We start from the raw sequence: 19,992 nt of genomic DNA on the forward strand, positions 1-19,992 counted from the left end.
ACAACCTTTGAGTTTCAGGTCTAGCGTTGGGGTGGGAAGTAGAGAATGGGGTGCCAGCTTCGTCGCAATAACTCATCGGTGAATTGGGGTACAGACCATTTCAACAGCTTGTTTGGGCTATTGGATGCCGTGACGATCGCGCTGACATCTGCCATTTGTGCCGCTGTCAGCACTTCAACGATCGGGTCGCCCTCCCGCACTTCAACGGCATCGATCGACACATTCAACGCTGCCAGATCAGCGGCGATCGTCTCCAGTTCCTTCTGTGCCTGCTCAAGCTGGTAATCGACTGGCACATCTCGCCGCCGCAACCCTTCTACAACCCAGCACAAATGTAACCGCTGCCCGATCGTCGGCTGTCGAAGGCTTTCCTTGAGCCGTTGAATCAAGTACTTTGATGCGTCACTGCCGTGATAGGGCACCAGTAAGTAGCGGAAGAGATGACGACAGCGTAAATCTAGCTCTTCTGACGTATAAGTTGCTATTAACTGCGGTCGCAAAATCATCAGCGGCACGGCGAGGTGTTGCAAAAGCTCGGCTGTTGTACTGCCAAAAAGCTTTTCTGCTAATAAGCTACGAGTTGGCGTGCCAACCAGAATTAAGTCCACAGAGTGCTTTTTGGCAGCCCTCAAGATCAGGTCAACCGAACGACCAGACTCCACCTCCACCTGCACATCTATGCTTGCGGTTGTGTGGCTAAGGGCAACGCTCAGGCGATCGCGTACCCGCTCAACCTTCTTCGCATTGACTCGTGGTACACCGTCACAGTCCTCAAACGGAATGACGTGCAGAAACACCAGTCGCTCCACACCACCTGCCGCAAAGCTCGGCACAAAATTGACGAGGCGATGCAAGCCATCCTCAAAATCTGTGCAAATGAGTAAACGCTGAAACATAGCATTTAAGGTGGGCAAGCACACTTCAGCTAACCCGTCTTTAAACTATCATCGCGGGGCGGAATCATAGTCAGTTTAGCAAATGACTCTAGGCAAAAAGAGCAACCCTACACTGGAAAAGGTGAATCTTCCTTCTTGTTGTGGAGCTGAATGATATGTTGCTCCAGGCAAAAAACAGAACGAATTTTCCACTCCAATGGGTGACAGCTAACGTTGTAGAACAACGCTGCATGGCAAGAGACTTGAGGACAAATCACTACCTTTAAAGAAGCTGCCTTTTTCGGGAGTAAGCGGGTGACGCGATTCGAACGCGCGACATTCACCTTGGCAAGGTGACGCTCTACCACTGAGCCACACCCGCGAATTCAGACGATCTTTAGCTTCTCAAAAGAGAACGATTCTGTCAACCCTCTTTCTCAAAAGAGGCGTTAGGCTTTGGATGATAAAACCTTAAACCGTGCTGACCTCCTGGCTTAGACTGATTTTTAATGTTGTTCAAGGCAAGCGTTGGCTTAATAACCTGAGTCGTTATTGCTGACATCCACCGTTTCTGGTCTAAGGCTCAAATTATGGATTGCATTCACTTAAACGGCATTCGTTGTTATGGCTATACAGGCGCTCTGCCTGAAGAGCAGGTCTTGGGGCAATGGTTTGAGGTAGCACTGACGCTGTGGTTAGACCTGGCTTTAGCTGGGCAAACTGATTGTCTGAGCGATACCCTGGACTACCGGATCGTGATTGCCACGGTGCAAACGCTGGTGAAAACCTCAAAGTTTACGCTACTGGAGCGCTTGGCAGTTGCGATCGCAGAGGCAGTGCTACATTCAGCCGATCTAACTACTTCTATACCTGTGCAGCAAGTACAGGTACGGCTGTGCAAACCAGCCGCACCGATTCCAGACTTTGGCGGTGCCATCGTTGTTGAGGTGACGCGATCGCGCTAGAACTCTAAGCCAGATAGAAGCCCTACGGAGTCAAACAGTGCTGACTACCCATAGGGCTAGAGACGCAGTTAGGAGGTATCTTGCTCCCTAAAAATACACAGAGAAATGCGATCGACCCCGTCTTTTAATAAGTTCTTAAACTCTACACCTTTAGCGTTCAGCCTTTCTCTTAAAATCCCATGGCTCGTGCTACTGCGTTCAACTCTGGCTCAATGCCTTGGTGAAGCTGGTTATTGCTGTGTGTAATGGCAGTATCTGGATCTTTAAGCCCGTTGCCAGTCAAGACGCATACGACAGTGGCACCAGAAGGAACCAGTTCTTTGACTTTCAGTAATCCAGCGACAGATGCAGCGCTGGCAGGTTCACAGAAAATGCCTTCTTCAGCCGCCAACAGACGGTAAGCGTCGAGGATTTCGGCATCAGTGACAGCGGTGAATTTGCCCTGGCTGGCGTGCTGGACGGCGATCGCGCGTTCCCAGTTTGCTGGATTGCCAATCCGAATCGCCGTTGCGAGTGTTTCTGGATGCGCCACAGGTTGTCCAGTAATGAATGGGGCGGCTCCCGCTGCTTGAAAACCCATCATCTGTGGCAGTTTCGTGCAGCGTTGCTCCTGGTGATACTGGCAAAAGCCCATCCAGTAAGCGGTAATATTGCCTGCATTGCCAACTGGGATGCAGAGCCAGTCAGGCGCATCGCCCAGTGCATCGACAATTTCAAACGCGGCGGTTTTCTGCCCTTCTAAGCGATAGGGGTTCACCGAATTGACCAATGTTACAGGATAATGTTCGGACATTTCTCGTACAATGCTCAGTGCCTGGTCAAAATTCCCTTTAATTGCCATTACTTCTGCGCCATAGAGCAACGCCTGCGCTAACTTGCCCAAGGCGACGTAGCCTTCTGGAATCAGCACGAACGCTCTCATGCCACCGCGACGGGCATAGGCAGCCGCCGCCGCAGAGGTGTTGCCTGTACTGGCGCAAATCACGGCTTTTGCTCCCGCTTCCTTTGCCTTAGAAATTGCCATCGTCATACCCCGGTCTTTGAAGCTTCCGGTTGGATTTAAGCCGTCATACTTCACTAAAACTGTGACTTGCCGACCAATTTGAGCTGCGATCGCAGGTGCGGGGATCAGGGGTGTATTGCCTTCATGCAGCGTTACAACGGGTGTCTCAGGTGTAACGGGTAGATATGGTCTATAGGCTTCAATGAGTCCACGCCAGCCAGCTTGCGCCGTTGAGCCAGCATGGTGAGTCGATTGTCCAGATTGGCTTTGGGAATCAGTCGATAAAGCTATGGTCACAGGAGTTACGCGATCGAACTAAGCAGGTTTGTAAAAGGCAATTTCACTGACCACTGCTCTTTGCCGTTAAACCAATATGTTGGTGGTCTAGCAACAGATGATGGCTGGCAAAGGCGTTAGTGGTAGTTTAGCCTTGAACGCTCATTTTACCTCGATCGCCTGACATCCCTTCCCTTCGTCGGTCTGATCGCGTGCAGTTCTCTCAAGGATTGCTCTATGCAACTCGCGTCACAGTTAACCGTCGATAGTCAAAGCTGGTCTTGCAGGAGGGCGATCGACACAAGCTTTCTAAATTCCGTAGTTTTGCCCAGTTAGAAAACTGGCTCTTAAATTTACAATTTGCCAATGTAACCAATTACAATTTTCTGTAAAGTTCAGGTTAAGATAATACCTGCGGTGTGAGTGAGTACAAATGACTAGGTAAGCCCTGATGATTGATAGCCCAATTCGCGTGTCCGATACCCAAACGCAGCAGGATCAAACGCAGCAGGATCAAACACAAGCGCCAAACCTCAAAGCAGCGGTGGTTGATCAGCAGCGTTCTCGTTTGATTGAAGCAATGAAGTCCCAGTATCAACTGGATCAGCAAGTCAAATTTCTTCATCTTCAAGCGGAAGCCGATTCACTTTTGCAGCAGTTACAGTCCATCAAACAGCAACGTCAGGCTTTAGCAACACCATCGTCGGTGCGGTGAGTCATAGACAGAGTTCTTCTTGATCTTCTTTCAACGGCGATTCGGTTGATCGGCAAGATACTTGGAGGCTGTCATTCTGCTGAAGGTAACAGTGAAAGGCAGAGCATTCGGTAGCAAGAGGAAGGCACGACCTGTCAAGCTCTATACTCGACATGACTCTATTGAGTGAAATTTGCTATGCGCTCTTTCTGGTCTGACCCCTATCTCTGGATTCACCTTGCAGGACTGGCAGCCTTTCCCCTTTTTTTAGAGGGGTGCTTGATCGGATTTGCGCTAGGTGATCCCTTTTTACCAGTTTGGCTAGAGCTTCTGCTAGTGGCTGCTATAGGAGTTGTGCCTATTCTGTGGATGCAGTGGCAACGTCCCTTCTACATCTTTAGCCTTATGGCAGCGAGTGTAAAACCAGACGCACTAACTGACGAACAGCGACGCTTGCTGACATTGTTCAAACTGCCTCGTAACAGGATTCTAGCGGTACTGGTAGCGATCGCCCTGCTTGTTGTACTAGAGAAAATCTACGACATTGCACCGATCGCGGTCACTTCGGTTTCCTTCTTGCCCGCTTCGCATGGTTTGGGGTTACTGCTAGCCGCTGCTGCCTTCTTTGCCTGCAATCTCTTTGTGCAAGTGCCCATGAGTGTGGCTAGTGTCATGCTATCGAGCGAGTCAGCGTTTGCAACAACGCGTCCCCATCCGCTTGAGGACGTGCGTCTAAGTTTTACGATCATAGGGCTACAGCTTAAGCAGATCCTGCCCTCTGTGATTCCAGACGTGCAACCAACATTAGCAACGGCAACTCACTCAAAGCCTGCTGAAGCTGCGATCGAGCCGTTTCAAAGCGATAGTACGAGCACAGACAGTGCTGACTCCTTAACCAATGATATGTGGTCAGACACAGGGACCGCGATCGACCATCCAGCTTTGAAAACGGAGACATTTGTTGTGAGCGAAACAGATACACCTCGCACTGAATTAGAGACGGAGCCTGAAACCGATTTTTCTTGATTCATGCGGTGTGCGGCTGTGACCGAGCAAACGCCTTCGCGTTTAGGCTGTTATTGAACAAGCGCCTTCGCGCTTAGGCTGTTATTGAACAAGCGCCTTCGCGCTTAGAATATGATGAGTCTCCTTTGGCTTGCCGATGCGTAGTGATTTAGGTTCGCCCCAGCGCTTTCCCAGGGTGCCAAACGATCGACGCGTGGCGGCATTTGCGATCGATTTTGGTGCAGCGTCCTTGTTAAGTGCTCTGGGTGGAGCCAGTGCCATCATTCCGCTCTACCTTCTGAGCTGGTACGGGCTGAGAGTCGTTCTTGTGGTGAAAAACCAGGGGCAGAGCTTAGGACGGTGGGCTTTGGACATGAAAGTGCTTGACCCGAAGCGACGCGCAATGCCAGGTCTATTGGAGCTGACTAAGCGCGAAACCCTGACTGGCGTAGGGAGTTTGCTCATTTTGCTTGGCTTGGTGAACCTTAGCCCGACGAATGGTTTCATTCTGGTAGCACCGATCCCGCTGGTGATCGATTGTGGCTTAGCGTTTTTGGACGACGAATTTCGGCAAGCGTGGCACGATCGCATCGCCCGTACTGTGATCATTCAAACCCATCGAGGCTATTCACTTGACATCAAGCTAAAAAGGATGGTTGCCCAACTGGGCGATCGTGTGAAATAATGAAAGACTGTGTGTAATTCGTTCTTCTTCACTGATTTTGTAGGATTATGGCTAAGAGTAAAGGTGTCCGCATTGTAATTACGCTGGAATGTACCGAGTGCCGCACCAACCCTGCCAAGCGATCGCCGGGAGTCTCTCGCTACACGTCCACCAAAAATCGTCGCAATACCACTGCACGGATCGAGCTGAACAAGTTCTGTCCACACTGCAATAAACATGCAGTGCACAAAGAGATTAAGTAACGTCAACAGGAGCGATCCTTGAGGTGCAGCTTTCCTGGTGTGATCGCTCTCCTGCTGGCTCACTAAAAACCAACCACTAGCAACCAACAACCATTCCTGACCATGACGTATTTTCGCCGCCGGGTTTCGCCAGTCAAGCCCGAAGACCCCATTGACTACAAAGATGTTGATCTGCTCCGCAAATTTATTACCGAGCGCGGTAAGATCTTGCCTCGTCGCATTACAGGTCTTACTGCTAAGCAACAGCGTGCCCTTACGCAGTCCATCAAGCGCGCGCGTATTTTAGCTTTGTTGCCCTTCGTGAACCAGGAAGGCTAAGTCGGTGGTTTTTGAGGGAATAGGGTGTAGGGTACTGGATACAGGATTCTTTTAGACTGCATCTTCGGTCATCCGAAGCTCTAAGCTGAGCACTGGCGATCGATCGCCACCCAATCAGCATCTTGGCACTGTACCTTTCATCCTACCCCCGCACCTCAATGGAGAAGGGATCTCTTGTTGAATTTCGTCTGAGTGGTGAGCGTCGTCTTGCGGTTGCCGAGCGTCCAGAGGGCAAAAAGCACTGGATTGTAACCGATGATCGCGGTCAGGCGCATACGTTGCACCCCCGACAAATCACCTATGAAGTGGGTGGCAACTACAAGCCGTCTGCCATTCCGCAATTCCTAAAAGAAATTCAGCCCTATATCGATCCGTCTAACCTGGAAGTTGCCTGGGAAATTTTGGTAGAAGAGGGTGAAACCGTTGACCCGGCAGCAATGGCATTGCTACTCTTTTCTGACCAAAATGCAGCTCTTAATTACGCTGCCCATTGGCTTTTAAGCGATGACAAGCTTTACTTTAAGCTGAAGGGCGATCGCTACGAACCTCGCCCCACTGCTCAGGTGCTGGAGCTGAAGCATCAGCTTGACATGGAAGCGCAGCGTGAGCAGGAATGGCAAGGCTTTTTGGCACGAGTTGAACATGCTCTGGCAGGGCAACCCATTGAATGGCTCAGCAGCGATCGCCCTCGTTTGGACGCTCTTGAACGATTTGCCACGTTCGGTGAAGAGGCGACTCAGCGCGTCTCTGCTCTAGAAACCCTGTTACACTTAAAACGACCTGAGACATCCCAGGCTGCGCTTCAACTGTTGGTCGAGATAGGGCTATGGAGTCCTCACGAGAACTTAGCGTTGCGTCGCAGTCAGATTCCAGTTCACTTTCCTCCCAGGGTACTGGATGTGGCACATCGTTGTCTGACCTCTCCGCCGCCTGACTTGAATGCCGATCGCCTGGATTTAACCCATCTCAAGGTTTATACCATTGATGATGAAAGCACGCTCGAAATCGATGACGGTCTGAGCCTGGAATACCTTGCTGATGGTGTCCAACGACTGTGGATTCACATTGCCGACCCGACTCGTTGGATGCATCCAGGTGATGAACTCGATTTAGAGGCACGTCGCCGCATCACGACGCTGTACTTGCCAACGGGCATGGTTTCCATGTTCCCGACCGAGTTAGCTACAGGACCGATGAGCCTGGTGCAAGGGCGCACCTGCTGTGCCCTCAGCTTCAGCGTGATTTTGAGTCCAGAAGGCGCAATTCAGGACTACAGCATTTATGCCAGCCTCATCAAGGCGACCTATCGCCTGACCTACGATGATGTGGATGAGATGTTGGAGCTGGGTGTGCAGGCAGAGTCAGAGCTAGAGGCGATCGCAAAGTGGGCAAAGCGTCGTCAAGTATGGCGACAGTCTCAGGGCGCAATCAGTATTCACATGCCAGAATCGTCGATTAAAGTCTATGACGATGAAATTACGATTCAAGTGCTCAACGATTCGTTAGCGCGTCAGCTTGTGGCGGAGATGATGATTTTAACGGGTGAGGTTGCGGCTCACTATGGTCGAGCATACAATCTACCGCTGCCGTTTCGTCACCAGCCGCAGCCCGAATTGCCGTCTGAAGAAGAACTGCTGCAACTCCCCTCAGGACCAGTGCGCTCTTGTGCGATTCGGCGCTGTATGCCTCGCAGTGAGTTGAGCATCACTCCCGCTCGCCACGCCAGTTTGGGACTGGATAATTACACCCAGGTGACCTCACCGATTCGTCGCTACAGCGATTTGTTAGCGCACTTTCAGATCAAGGCACATCTCCGGGGTGCCGCACTCCCCTTTTCTGCCGAAGTGATGAAAGAATTGATCTTAAGCATTAGTTCGGCTGCCTACGAAGCTGTTCTTGTAGAGCGTCAGACCAATCGCTATTGGGGGCTAGAGTTTCTGCGGCGCAATGCAGATGAAGTCTGGGATGCTTTAATGCTTCGCTGGCTTAGAGAACACGAGAACCTTGGCTTAGTGCTTCTAGAAGACTTGGGCATTGAGCTGCCGATGCGCTTTACCCGACCTGTAACACCGGGCGATCGCCTGGAACTCAAAGTCAGCCATGCTGATCCCCAACAAGACATCATTCAATTTCAAGAAATGATGTATCAGGAAGCTCAAGCAAAGAATTAGGACAGTACGTTTGCTGTTAGATCGAGCGATCGGTTTTAGAGTGGATAGTCTGTAAGGTGCCCTATCATTGTGGCTAGAGCACCTATCTGTCTAGAGATTTAAACCTGTGTGTCTTGGTGAGCAGGATTGCGACCACTTTGACCAGAGATGAAAAACTCAACGCGGGTATGGCTCAACTCAACCAAATCGCCATCGTTCAACAAGCGCTGCTCTAGAGGAGCCAAACGACGGCAGTTGACAAAGGTACCGTTGCTGCTGCCCACATCCATAATATAGAAGCCGCGATCGGGACAATGCCCAATAACGGCATGGCAACGGGAAATGGACGTGCTTTTAATTGCAATTGAGCAAGTACTGTTGCGACCAATTAACCAACTGGCACCCACTGAAGTGACATGCGTCGCGCGATCGTCCGGTAAGTTAGTCGTCAAAAAAGCAGTGCGTCCAGTGGTCACTGCCTGAATGTAAAAAGAACTAACTTCACAGCGACTAGAAGCATTTAAAACAGGTTCAATAATAGTTGCTACTTGGCTGAGGTTGGGACCACAGTCTTCAAGCAGGCATTGAGAGAGTGAAGGATTTTTCTCTAGAAATTTGAGTGCGCGTCGATTAGAGTCACTGGAGGGCTTCAGATTCAACATGATTCCTATCTGGAAAGACAACTTCTTTGCATTAAGAGTTAAAGCTGGGTCGTTAAACCCTAAAACCCTGATCAGTTCAGTGCAAGCAGTTGGGTCTGCTGACGGTAGGATGATGGCTCCCCCTTACGGGTGATCAATGTAATTATGTAGACTAAACAACACACCGCAAGAGGATGACAACCGTGAAGTAAGGCAACTTGTTACAGCCTTCATACAGGTACTGAAGTTATGTCGCTTCTTTAAGCTGGTATGAAAATTTCCTTCTAGAAGCCTAAAAACCAGGGTGTCTTATAAAATTTTGATGAAAACGCTCTACCACAGCATTCCAACGCTGTTGCGTCGAGCGTAATGCAATTAACGAGAGAAGGCAGCGATCGCTGTTACGCAACCCGTTAACGCTGCATATCCTTGTGATGATGAGCAGTCAGCTTCGGCACTCAGTAACTTTACTGAGCTTGCCCTTAAGTAAGATGCTCTTAGGAGTTGTGCAGAAATAACAGCATAGTCTGTAGCCTTCAGCCGTCAGTGAAAAGCTGATAGCTGATAGCTCATAGCTCATAGCTGATAGCTCATAGCTCATAGCTGATCCAAAATGTGCCGTTATTTCTTAGCAAGCTCTCAAGCAAGATGATACTTAAGCCAAAAAGCTAACAGCGGCATCGTAATACGGTAGCCGTAGTCTGGTCCATATACCAGCCCTTTTTGTTCTAGACTTGCTAGAGCACCCTGAAGTCCGCCGCCTCTAGAAAGCTGGTGCTTCTGGATATAATCTCGCGAATGGGGACTGTCAGTTGGGTCGAGCGCAAGGCTTTCAAGGACACGTACCTGACTGGGCGGCAGTAGCAGAATTAAGGACTCAAACGTCAGCGATAGATCTTCTACAAGTGCCAGGGTGCTGCGGTAGACGTGGTGAGGATAGACAACGTAAGCATTGAGCGCTTGGTTTTTGGCGTAATATGCGATTTCATGCTCTTTCAGGTGGCTAGAGGAGTGCTTTGGGTTGAAGGCTTTAGCTGGCACGTTCAACGCCTCAAACGCATGACGATCCAGCCAGACCCGCCTGGCAAGGGCAATCGCATCCCCAACATGCCCTTGCACATACGCCAGAAATAAGTCCAATGCTTGACCTTCAGGTTCAAACCGAAGTCCCTCTGCTGCCAGCACCGAAACAATCCACGGACGCAGCTCTGCCTCTTCCAGTGGTTCAAGGAAGATGACTTCGACCTTGCTGTCTTGCACCCAGCTTTCTGCCACAGTGGCAATTAGCGCATAGCTCACCTGCGTTTGCTGCTGAATTTCCTGGCGCAGATAGCTTTGCCACTTTTCCGATCGATCCCAGGAGCGAATGTGAGCAAAGTTTAGAAAGACCAGCACGACACGACAGTCAAGCCATTCTGCCATCGCTTGTGGCAGCGCCAGCAAACTTTGAAACAGTACCCACTCGTTTTTTGGCGTGGGATGCCAGACAAGTCGCGCCTGTCTGTTCGCTGTCATCTCTAAAATGATTGGCTGATCCTGACTCCACTGTTGAATCAACCCTAACTCGGTCGATGACTGAAAAGCCGCAATGATACCTTCAGTCAGGAGTTGGAGGAAGCGATTGCTATCAGTCGCACGCAAACAGTCAATTTCAATTACCCTAGCGCCAACAGCACGCGCAGCATGACGCAGCAGTGTACGACGACCACTACCGGGTACTCCAGCAAGTAATAAATCACCGTCCGCTGCAAGGATTTGGCTGACCTGTTGCAACTCGCTTTGTCTACCAATGAGATTCTGTGGCTTAAACGGGTTCACAACCATCGTGAGATTTTTTTCGGTTTTCGTACGATCGCCTTTACACTATTTAATAGTGCCGCTTAGTTGCTTTAGGCACTATGATCAGGTGCTATAGGTGTTATAACACTCCTCGCCGTCCCTCACCATTAGTTGACTATGATTGCAAACTCGCCTTCACCTGACACTGCAGCGATCTGGCATACGCTGGGTGTGCATCAGACTCTAGAGCAATTTCAGAGCGATCGCCAAGCTGGTTTAACGACTCAGCAAGTAGCCGCCCATCTTGAGCAGTACGGTTCAAATGAGTTAGTGGAAACGGGGGGACGCAGCACCTGGGAAATTCTATTAGACCAGTTCACCAACATTATGCTGCTGCTGCTGATTGCGGTAGCGCTGATTTCTGGTGCGCTCGATTTCTTCGATTGGAGAGCAGGCAAGCTCGATCCAGGTGAGATTCCGTTTAAAGACACGATCGCCATTTTTGCGATCGTCATTCTGAACGGTCTCTTAGGCTACTTTCAAGAGAGCAAGGCAGAAAAAGATCTGGCAGCGCTGAAAAAGCTGGCAACGTCCAGAGTGCGAGTTATTCGGGATGGGAAGACGATTGAAGTAGACTCAAAAGACCTGGTGCCCGGTGATGTCATGCTTTTAGAAGCAGGGGTGCAGGTTGCAGCCGATGGTCGCTTGCTGGATGCGGCAAATCTGCAAATCAGAGAATCAGCGCTGACGGGTGAAGCACAGGCGGTAAACAAGCGCGTTGATGCCGAACTGCCAACCGATACCCCGTTAGGCGATCGCGTTAACCTCGTCTACCAGGGTACAGAAGTGCTCCAGGGACGGGCAACCGTTGTTGTCACTGGAACGGGGATGCAGACTGAGCTAGGGCGCATTGCCACGATGCTTCAATCGGTTCAAACGGAACCCACACCGCTGCAAAAGCGCATGGCGTTACTGAGCAAAGTGCTAGTAACAGGCGCGTTAGCGTTGGTCGCCCTAGTGGTAGTGGGTGGCATCCTTCACCTGGGCGTTGGTAGCTGGAAGGAACTACTGGAAGTCTCGCTGAGTATGGCAGTGGCGATCGTCCCCGAAGGTCTTCCAGCCGTCATCACTGTTACCCTCGCCTTGGGTACGCAGCGCATGGTGAAACGACAAGCACTCATTCGCAAACTGCCTGCTGTAGAGACTCTTGGCTCTGTTACCACCATTTGTTCTGATAAAACGGGGACGCTCACACAAAACAAAATGGTCGTACAGCTATTGCACACCAGCAGTAGCTCCCTGCGTGTCACGGGTGACGGCTACGCTCCCACTGGAGAATTTGCATTGGTTGATGCTCAAGCTGAAGCCACGCTCGATCCGCAAGAACAGCCAGAACTATTAAACTTGCTGACTGCCTGCACCGTTTGTAATGACGCTGTTTTGCAGGAGGATAAGGGCGCATGGATTATTCTAGGCGACCCCACAGAAGGAGCGTTGCTTACACTAGCAGGCAAAGCAGGGTTTGAGAAGGATCAATGGGCAAGCAAGCTGCCGCGTGTGGCTGAATTTCCCTTTTCGTCTGAGCGCAAACGCATGAGCGCGATCGCAGAAGTCCTAGACGCTGATCCCACTCTGACTGGTAACACATCCCACTACATGATGTTTACTAAAGGCTCGCCCGAACTGATTTTAGAGCGCTGTACGCAGATTCAAGTTGGTGACGCAGCACAGGCAATTACAGATGAACAGCGTCGCCTGATTTTGAGCCAGAATGACCAGATGGCAGGTCGAGGGCTGCGCGTCCTTGGCTTTGCCTGTAAGCCACTGACTGACATTCCCCCCGAAGGCTCCGATGAAACGACAGAGCGTGAGCTAATCTGGTTGGGCTTAGTCGCAATGCTGGATGCACCTCGCCCTGAAGTCCGCGATGCCGTTGCCCGCTGCCGCTCCGCAGGCATTCGTCCCATCATGATTACGGGCGACCATCAATTGACCGCCCAGGCAGTTGCCGAAGATTTGGGGATTGCAAAACCGGGCGATCGTGCCCTCAGCGGTCGTGAGTTGGAACGGCTCAGCCTGGAAGAATTGGCGAATCAGGTCGAGGATGTCAGCGTTTATGCCCGCGTTGCGCCCGAACATAAGCTACGAATCGTCCAGGTGCTACAGCGCAAAGGTCACATAGTTGCGATGACGGGTGATGGGGTCAACGATGCCCCTGCCCTAAAGCAAGCAGACATTGGCATTGCCATGGGAATTACGGGCACCGACGTAAGTAAAGATGCCAGCGACATGGTGCTGCTGGATGACAACTTTGCTACGATCGTGGCTGCTACTGAAGAGGGACGGGTCGTTTACACCAACATTCGGCGCTTCATCAAGTACATTCTGGGTAGCAATATTGGCGAACTGCTGACCATTGGAGCTGCACCGCTTTTGGGTTTAGGTGGTGTACCGCTATCGCCGCTACAAATCCTCTGGATGAACCTTGTCACCGATGGTCTACCCGCACTGGCACTGGCAGTAGAACCCGCAGAACCGGACGTGATGAAACGTCCGCCCCACGATCCGGGTGAAAGTATTTTTGCGCGCGGTCTAGGTGCATACATGATTCGGATTGGGATTGTGCTGGCAATTTTGGCGATCGCTCTCATGTCCTGGTCGTATGGGTATGCCCATGCCAACCCTACTGCGGAAGACCCGAACGGCGATCGCTGGAAAACAATGGTCTTCACAACCTTATGTATTGCTCAGATGGGTCACGCTCTGGCAATTCGTTCTAATTCACGTTTGACCATTGAACTGAACCCGTTTTCCAATCCGTTCCTTTTGGGAGCCGTGTTTCTCACCTCGCTGTTGCAGCTAGCATTGGTCTATGTGCCGTTTATGCGTAGCTTCTTCAACACCCATTATTTGAGCGGCTCTGAACTTGGCATTTGCCTGGGTGTCAGCGCACTCATGTTCGTCTGGGTAGAGTTGGAAAAACTGGCGTATCGGTGGTTTGCCAAGACAAGGCGGTAAGTGACTATCGGCGTTGTTGGATGAAAGGACGAATCACCAATTTGCCCTTCTCCCTAAAGAGAAGGGCTGGGGACGAGGGTTAGCAATCAGCGCTGGTGCGCTCCCTCGACGATCGATGTTCTAGCCTTTTGACGGCTGACGGCTGATAGCTGACGGCTTATGTATCTCAAAACGCTTCACCTTCGACAGTTTCGCAATTACGTGGATCAAGCGGTGGAGTTTGGTGCGCCCAAGACAATCTTGTTGGGCAACAACGCTCAGGGTAAATCCAATTTGCTAGAGGCAGTGGAACTGCTGTCAACGTTACGATCGCATCGCACGTCGCGCGATCGTGACTTGATCTACACGGGCAAAGAAAGCGCACGCGTAGATGCACAGCTAGAGCGAGATGTTGGCTCGATCGACCTTTCCTTTACTCTGCGGGTCAACAGTCGGCGCACAGTTGCCATCAACAGCGAAACCGTCCGTCGCCAGCTTGACTTCCTGGGCATTCTCAATATGGTGCAGTTCTCCAGCCTGGATTTAGATCTGGTGCGTGGTGGACCAGATCAGCGACGCAACTGGCTGGATTCTCTGCTCATTCAATTGGAGCCTGTCTATGCTCATATCTTGCAGCAATACAACCAGGTGTTGCGGCAGCGGAATGCGTTGCTGAAAGGCAATCAGCGGTCGGTCAGCGGTCAGCAGTCAGCAGTCAGCAGTCAGCAGTCAGCGGTCAGCGGTCAGCAAGCAGCAGTCAGCAGTCAGCAAGCAGAGTTTGAGAGAGCTGAGGACGGTGACAACGATCTCTTTTCTGACGGACTCGATCGAAACCTTGAAGCCTTTAATAAAACTGAGCTTGCGCTTTGGGATGCTCAGCTTGCAGCGACGGGAACACGTGTGATTCGGCGGCGTGCCAGAGTGTTGCAGCGACTGGCTCCCTTGGCGCAGCGCTGGCATCGTGAAATCAGCGGTAGCACGGAAGAGTTGGCAATTAATTACGCGCCCAATGTCGCTTTAGAACAAGATGAGCCGGAATCAGTGAAGCAAGCGTTTTTGGCAAAAATTCAGGAACGGGCGATCGCCGAGCAGTACCAAAGCACGACGTTAGTCGGTCCCCATCGGGATGATGTGGAATTTACGATCAACCAAACATCGGCACGTCAGTATGGTTCTCAAGGGCAACAGCGCACGTTGGTACTGGCGCTCAAGCTTGCCGAACTCAAGCTGATTGAAGAAGTCATTGGCGAACCACCGCTCCTGCTGCTGGATGATGTGCTGGCAGAACTTGATCTCGATCGCCAAAATCATCTACTCGAAACCATTCAAGACCGCTACCAAACGCTGATCACCACAACACATCTAGGCTCGTTTGATGCCCAGTGGCTGTATTCTTCACAGATTTTCTCGGTCAAACAAGGGCAGTTAACAGCAGGCGCTTAGAGGCTCTAGAGGCTGGTTGTAGCGGGTTCTGTCGATCGGCGATCTTAAGTTTTCTAGAGAACAACTACACATGCTTGGCTCAGCTATCAGCAGTTAGCTGCTCTCTGACTACTGACTACTAGTTCGCTACGGATCAGTAACGAAGGCTTCTCGAATTGGGTTCTTAACCTGGCATAAACTTCAGAGCAGCACCATTCATACAATACCGCTGCCCTGTCGGTTTAGGACCGTCCTCAAACACATGCCCCAAGTGCCCACCACAGCGACTGCAATGAGTTTCAACGCGGGTCATAAACAACGATCGATCGACTGTGGTTTCAATTGCACCATCGATCGGCTTGAAAAAGCTGGGCCAGCCTGTACCGCTGTCAAACTTAGTATCAGACGTAAACAAGGGTAAGCCACAACCTGCGCAAAGATAGGTGCCGTTGCTGTACTCTTTATCCAAAGGACTAGTACGAGCGCGTTCTGTACCATGCTGGCGCAGAACGTGGAACTGTTCTGGCGTTAGAGCATTGCGCCACTCGTCCTCATTTTTTTGGATTTCAAATTCGTGGTTTGTGGTTGTCATGTGCGATCTCCTGGAGAAGTAGCGTGATGGAAAGGCGGCGCTGACGACTACAGCACTGGTCTCGATCAAAGTTCGTCTATCTATTCTACGTAGATCATTGCTGATGAAGCAGCCCAGGTGAATCAGCTTAAAGGCACAAACTGGCTTAGCAACCCGCGATCGCTCAAACCTTAAAGTAAGATGGCCCTCTTTGGTCGCTTGGAGAAGAGGTGTTTAGCCCAGATATAGCTAAGTTTGAGCGTACTTGTCGCACTCAGCATTGAGCGATCAGCGATTAGAGAAAAGCTGACGGCTGACCGCTGATGGCTGACGGCTGACGGCTGACCGCTGATGGCTGACCGCTGACGGCTGACCGCTGACCGCTCAATGCTTCAGTGCCGCTCACAACTGATTTAGGACTGCTATAGATCTTATTTATAGAAACCATACATGCTGTCGTTTGATTGTTATTCCAAGCATTGATAGCGTAGTCATCATCCCGTTCATTCTAGGAGCATCTCTAATGAACCATGCTGAACAATGTTTGAAATTAGAACGGTGTTTGAAATTAGATCCGTTGAGTGTTGTTGCAAGCACGATCGAACCCTCTACAGTCGTTTCTTGCCCCAAAATAGACTTCTGGCAACGTTTGGTTCATCTGTTGACTCACGCCCAGACGTTGCACGTTTGGCAGCACCTCGATCGCTTTGGCAACCGCTACTGGCAAGCTTACGACGCTGCAACAGGACGATCGACTTCCGCTGGCTCTGAAGCCGAGATACGGGCGTGGCTTGAGGAGCGTCGCTACCAAAAATGACATTTACACTGGTTATAGGCAACAAAAACTATTCGTCCTGGTCGCTCCGTCCGTGGTTAGCCATGCGTCAATTGGATGTGAGCTTCAACGAGGTGCAAATCGCCCTCTACAAACCGGAGTCAAGCCAACACATTCGGCGCTATTCTCCGGCAGGCAAAGTACCTGTGCTGTTGGATGACACTATCACCGTCTGGGATTCTCTTGCCATTCTGGACTATCTCGCTGAATGTTTGCCGACACTTCACTGGTTGCCTACAGACAAACCAGCCCGTGCGATCGCCCGTGCGATTAGTGCCGAGATGCACTCTGGTTTCCAGGCTCTGCGTCACAATATGCCAATGAACTGCCGCGCCAGGCTTCCTGGTCAAGGGATGACATCTGACGTGCAAATGGACATTGATCGCATCACCATCATCTGGCGCAATTGCCGTCAAACGTTTGGTGCAGACGGATCGCTGCTGTTTGGTCAGTTTACAATCGCCGATGCCATGTTTGCCCCTGTCGCGCTACGTTTCGTCACCTACGAGGTGCCACTAGACGATGTTTGTCAGCAGTATGTCGAGTCGATACTGGCACTTCCAGCGATGCAGGAGTGGCTCCAAGCGGCTAAAACTGAAGTCGAAACGCTACCCGCTTTTGAACGGTAGCGATCGTCGGGTCATGTGATCAGCTACATCCTTCCGTCGGCTCGTTACAGGTAACAAACCGACGGTCAATGCCTCCAGTAATTAAATCTAGATCCCGGCACCGTCCAAAAACTCTTCGATTACTTTGTCACGCAGGCGGCAACTGCGAGAAATAGCGTCAGCAGACGGTTCAGTGTGCTCAGCGGTAGCAACCCCTTGATCGCTTCCACGATCGCCATTGGACGCTCTTGAGGTAGTTGAAACGAGCAAAAGGGATTCGTTGAGCGACTGCTTAGTTTGCAGTAGTTGAAGTTGCTGCTCTAACGATTCGATTCGATCGACCAACGCCCGAATGACCTGCGCCTCTGAGTCAGGTAAGCGTCCATGCTCCAGGGGATCAGCGCGTCCGCCCGATCGATGCACAATGCGACCAGGCACCCCAACGACCGTGCAGTCTGATGGCACCGCACGCAGCACAACCGATCCGGCTCCAATGCGGACGCGATCGCCAATCTCAATATTGCCTAGCACTTTGGCACCCGCGCCCACCACTACATCTTCACCCAGGGTCGGGTGCCGCTTCCCACTCTCTTTGCCCGTACCGCCCAGCGTTACACCCTGGTAGATGAGCGCATAGTTGCCCACGATCGCGGTTTCACCAATGACCACACCCATGCCGTGGTCAATAAAAACACCTTGCCCAATCTGCGCGCCAGGGTGAATTTCAATGCCCGTTAAAAAGCGTGCTAACTGAGAGATCAAGCGGGGAATGAATGGCAAACCCAGCCGATAAAGCTCATGAGAACAGCGGTGAAACGCGAGCGCCTGCAACCCTGGATAGCAAAATAAAACCTCCAGCCAGTTGCGGGCAGCCGGATCACGCTCAAAAATAATGCGAAAGTCGGCAATGAGGGTAGTTAGCACAAGAGACAAGCCCTTCAGCAAAACAAATCCTACTCATTTTAGCGTCTGCGCGCCTTCAATGGGCGTATAGAGGAGAAGTCCAGCATTTTCTAGAAATGCTGGTATCTTGGGCACACTAAGTTCAGTAAGCTGGTTGGTACGTTTCAGCTTGCCCTGATCAGCCGTGTCATCGACCTCCATGAATCAGCATCACGAGATTGCTACGAAAAAAAACATCCTGGTTGTCGATGATATGCCGGACAACTTGCGTGTTTTGTCAGCGCTGCTCAGTCGTCAAGGGTATGCAGTGCGAAAGGTACTGAACGGCAAGCTGGCTCTCAAAGCAGTCGAGGCAGCGCTACCTGACCTCATCTTGCTTGATATTCGCATGGCGGAAATGGATGGATACGAACTCTGTCAGCAGTTAAAAGCACTACCGCAAGTGCGTGAGATTCCAGTCATCTTTCTGAGTGCTCTCGATAGCGTCTTTGATAAGGTAAAAGCGTTCCAAGTGGGCGGTGTAGACTACATCACAAAGCCGTTTCAGGCAGAAGAGGTGTTGGCGCGGGTTGAGCATCAACTGACCATTCGGACGCTCCAACAACAGCTTCAGCAATACAGTCTTGACTTAGAGGCGCAAGTGCAGACGCGCACAGCTCAACTGCAACTGGCGTTTGATTTTGAAGCGACTTTGAAGCGCATTACCGATCGCGTCCGTGACAGCCTGGACGAAACCCAAATTTTGCAAGCAGCCGTGCAGGAGCTTGCGATCGCGGTTGGCGTGAGAAGCTGTAACGCGGCGCTCTACAACCTGGAGCAGCATTCTGCCAAAGTTCTGTACGAATATGCAGCCTCTCTCACTCCGATCCAGGGTCGCGTTTTGCAGATGGATAACTTTGAAGAGGGTTACAGCCAACTCTTACAGGGACAATACTTTCAGTTCTGCTCTCTGCTGCCAAATCCTCAACGGGGGCGTGTTGCCATGCTTGCCTGTCCCATTGTGGACGACCAGGGAGTACTCGGTGATTTGTGGCTCATTAGCCCTAGCGAGTACGTGTTTACAGAACAGGATATTCGCCTGGTGCAGCAGGTGGCAAATCAGTGCGCGATCGCCCTCCGGCAGTCACGTCTTTGTCAAGCTCTGCAAGCTCAGGTCAGCGAGCTAGAACAGCTCAATCAACTGAAGGACGATTTTCTCAGTACGGTTTCTCACGAACTTCGTACTCCGATGGCGAACATCAAGATGGCGATTCACATGCTAGAAATTAGTCTCAAGAGGGCTGAGCCTGGCTTAAACACAATGCTCCAACAGGATGATCAAGCGCCAGAGCCACTTCAAACTCAGCATCAAGAGTGGCAAACTCAGACTCAACCCAAAGCCGCAGCCGTCGATCGCTACCTGCAAATTTTGCACGACGAATGCCAGCGAGAAATTGATTTGATTACTAACTTGCTTGACTTGACCCGTCTGGATGCTGAAGCGGAGTCACTGACGCTGACGACCATTGCGCTAGCAACGTGGATTCCAGTCATTGCAGAGCCGTTCAGTGATCGCGCCGCAAGCCAACAGCAACGGTTGCAGCTCAATATCACTCCTGACTTGCCAGCGTTAACGACAGAACAATCCTATCTGGAGCGCATTCTGACTGAACTGCTCAATAATGCTTGCAAATACACTCCGGCTGGGGAGTCGATCGTCGTAGCGACTCAAAAGACGGTAAACGGTTTGCAAATTAGCGTGACGAATACAGGCGTTGAAATTCCTGAACGCGAACAAGCACGCGTCTTCGATAAGTTTTATCGTATTCCCCATCACGACCCCTGGAAACGCGGCGGTACAGGGTTAGGGCTGGCGTTAGTGAAGAAGTTGGTAGACTGTCTTGGGGCAAACATTGAGTTGGAAAGCGCCAAGGAGGCGACAACCTTTAAGGTGCAGTTTTCCTCTGCTAGTAATGCTTTGCAGGGTGGTAGCGATCGAGAAACCACTGATCCAACTTCAGCGATCGTGAATTGAACAGCGAAA

General features: G+C 51.2%; 20 protein-coding genes and 1 tRNA gene. 12 read left to right on the plus strand and 9 right to left on the minus strand.

Translation table 11 applies throughout. The features are described from left to right. Positions 1-20 precede the first annotated feature (20 nt). Positions 21-896, minus strand: a complete 876-nt coding sequence (locus AC5JO6_RS10405) for a universal stress protein (RefSeq protein ID WP_496080993.1) — start codon at positions 894-896, stop codon at positions 21-23. 289 nt (positions 897-1,185) lie between these two features. Next, a tRNA-Gly gene (locus tag AC5JO6_RS10410) sits at positions 1,186-1,257 on the minus strand. A 208-nt stretch (positions 1,258-1,465) separates the two neighbouring features. Here AC5JO6_RS10410 and folB point away from each other — a divergent pair. Further along, complete coding sequence (gene folB / locus AC5JO6_RS10415) at positions 1,466-1,840, plus strand: dihydroneopterin aldolase (protein ID WP_496080994.1); 375 nt, start codon at positions 1,466-1,468, stop codon at positions 1,838-1,840. Positions 1,841-2,009: 169 nt separating this feature from the next. On the opposite strand, the gene thrC is transcribed toward folB, so the two are convergent. Next, a complete protein-coding gene (gene thrC / locus AC5JO6_RS10420) occupies positions 2,010-3,047 on the minus strand; it encodes a threonine synthase (RefSeq protein WP_496081045.1) in 1,038 nt (345 codons plus the stop codon). Positions 3,048-3,570: 523 nt separating this feature from the next. Between thrC and AC5JO6_RS10425 the strand changes: the two genes are divergently transcribed. The 6 genes from AC5JO6_RS10425 to AC5JO6_RS10450 all read left to right on the plus strand — a co-directional run bounded on the left by AC5JO6_RS10425 (position 3,571) and on the right by AC5JO6_RS10450 (position 8,234). After that, on the plus strand, positions 3,571-3,834 hold the full coding sequence (locus AC5JO6_RS10425) for a hypothetical protein (RefSeq protein ID WP_496081050.1): 264 nt from the start codon (positions 3,571-3,573) through the stop codon (positions 3,832-3,834). Positions 3,835-4,011: 177 nt separating this feature from the next. After that, positions 4,012-4,839 (plus strand): low-complexity tail membrane protein, encoded by an 828-nt coding sequence (locus AC5JO6_RS10430; RefSeq protein WP_496080995.1) that lies wholly within the window; start codon positions 4,012-4,014, stop codon positions 4,837-4,839. Between the two features lie 136 nt (positions 4,840-4,975). Then, positions 4,976-5,503, plus strand: coding sequence for an RDD family protein (locus tag AC5JO6_RS10435; protein ID WP_496080996.1), 528 nt, complete (start codon positions 4,976-4,978; stop codon positions 5,501-5,503). A 47-nt stretch (positions 5,504-5,550) separates the two neighbouring features. Next, complete coding sequence (gene rpmG / locus AC5JO6_RS10440; protein WP_496080997.1) at positions 5,551-5,745, plus strand: 50S ribosomal protein L33; 195 nt, start codon at positions 5,551-5,553, stop codon at positions 5,743-5,745. A 102-nt stretch (positions 5,746-5,847) separates the two neighbouring features. Then, complete coding sequence (gene rpsR, locus AC5JO6_RS10445; RefSeq protein ID WP_496080998.1) at positions 5,848-6,063, plus strand: 30S ribosomal protein S18; 216 nt, start codon at positions 5,848-5,850, stop codon at positions 6,061-6,063. A 158-nt stretch (positions 6,064-6,221) separates the two neighbouring features. Then, positions 6,222-8,234, plus strand: coding sequence for a ribonuclease catalytic domain-containing protein (locus AC5JO6_RS10450; RefSeq protein WP_496080999.1), 2,013 nt, complete (start codon positions 6,222-6,224; stop codon positions 8,232-8,234). Positions 8,235-8,332: 98 nt separating this feature from the next. On the opposite strand, the gene AC5JO6_RS10455 is transcribed toward AC5JO6_RS10450, so the two are convergent. Then, positions 8,333-8,875: an FHA domain-containing protein gene (locus tag AC5JO6_RS10455; protein ID WP_496081000.1), complete on the minus strand. Its 543-nt coding sequence runs from the start codon at positions 8,873-8,875 to the stop codon at positions 8,333-8,335. A 618-nt stretch (positions 8,876-9,493) separates the two neighbouring features. Beyond that, positions 9,494-10,678, minus strand: coding sequence for an AAA family ATPase (locus AC5JO6_RS10460; RefSeq protein WP_496081001.1), 1,185 nt, complete (start codon positions 10,676-10,678; stop codon positions 9,494-9,496). Between the two features lie 132 nt (positions 10,679-10,810). Here AC5JO6_RS10460 and AC5JO6_RS10465 point away from each other — a divergent pair, with 132 nt between their 5' ends. Beyond that, a complete protein-coding gene (locus AC5JO6_RS10465; protein ID WP_496081002.1) occupies positions 10,811-13,651 on the plus strand; it encodes a cation-translocating P-type ATPase in 2,841 nt (946 codons plus the stop codon). 159 nt (positions 13,652-13,810) lie between these two features. Continuing rightward, positions 13,811-15,073, plus strand: a complete 1,263-nt coding sequence (locus tag AC5JO6_RS10470; protein ID WP_496081003.1) for a DNA replication/repair protein RecF — start codon at positions 13,811-13,813, stop codon at positions 15,071-15,073. Between the two features lie 163 nt (positions 15,074-15,236). Here AC5JO6_RS10470 and msrB read toward each other — a convergent pair whose 3' ends face one another. Both msrB and AC5JO6_RS10480 read right to left on the minus strand, forming a co-directional pair. Beyond that, on the minus strand, positions 15,237-15,644 hold the full coding sequence (gene msrB / locus AC5JO6_RS10475; protein WP_496081004.1) for a peptide-methionine (R)-S-oxide reductase MsrB: 408 nt from the start codon (positions 15,642-15,644) through the stop codon (positions 15,237-15,239). Positions 15,645-15,918: 274 nt separating this feature from the next. Continuing rightward, the gene (locus AC5JO6_RS10480) at positions 15,919-16,071 is read right to left on the minus strand and encodes a hypothetical protein (protein ID WP_496081005.1); all 153 of its coding nucleotides are present in this window, start codon (positions 16,069-16,071) and stop codon (positions 15,919-15,921) included. A gap of 75 nt (positions 16,072-16,146) precedes the next feature. On the opposite strand from AC5JO6_RS10480, the gene AC5JO6_RS10485 reads away from it, so the two are divergent. Together AC5JO6_RS10485 and AC5JO6_RS10490 are read left to right on the plus strand one after the other, a co-directional pair. Then, positions 16,147-16,440 carry a hypothetical protein gene (locus AC5JO6_RS10485; protein ID WP_496081006.1) on the plus strand — a complete coding sequence of 98 codons (294 nt, stop codon included), beginning with the start codon at positions 16,147-16,149 and terminating at the stop codon, positions 16,438-16,440. After that, positions 16,437-17,087, plus strand: coding sequence for a glutathione S-transferase family protein (locus AC5JO6_RS10490; RefSeq protein ID WP_496081007.1), 651 nt, complete (start codon positions 16,437-16,439; stop codon positions 17,085-17,087). Before AC5JO6_RS10485 ends, AC5JO6_RS10490 begins: the two co-directional genes overlap by 4 nt. Positions 17,088-17,174: 87 nt before the next feature. Here the strand turns inward: AC5JO6_RS10490 and cysE are convergent, their stop codons facing one another. Together cysE and AC5JO6_RS10500 are read right to left on the minus strand one after the other, a co-directional pair. Next, on the minus strand, positions 17,175-17,990 hold the full coding sequence (gene cysE / locus AC5JO6_RS10495) for a serine O-acetyltransferase (RefSeq protein ID WP_496081008.1): 816 nt from the start codon (positions 17,988-17,990) through the stop codon (positions 17,175-17,177). A gap of 33 nt (positions 17,991-18,023) precedes the next feature. Beyond that, positions 18,024-18,170, minus strand: coding sequence for a hypothetical protein (locus tag AC5JO6_RS10500; protein ID WP_496081009.1), 147 nt, complete (start codon positions 18,168-18,170; stop codon positions 18,024-18,026). Between AC5JO6_RS10500 and AC5JO6_RS10505 the strand changes: the two genes are divergently transcribed. Next, the gene (locus AC5JO6_RS10505) at positions 18,169-19,983 is read left to right on the plus strand and encodes a response regulator (RefSeq protein WP_496081010.1); all 1,815 of its coding nucleotides are present in this window, start codon (positions 18,169-18,171) and stop codon (positions 19,981-19,983) included. The genes AC5JO6_RS10500 and AC5JO6_RS10505 overlap by 2 nt on opposite strands. Positions 19,984-19,992 lie beyond the last annotated feature (9 nt).

It is taken from the genome of Tildeniella sp. (assembly GCF_059505325.1).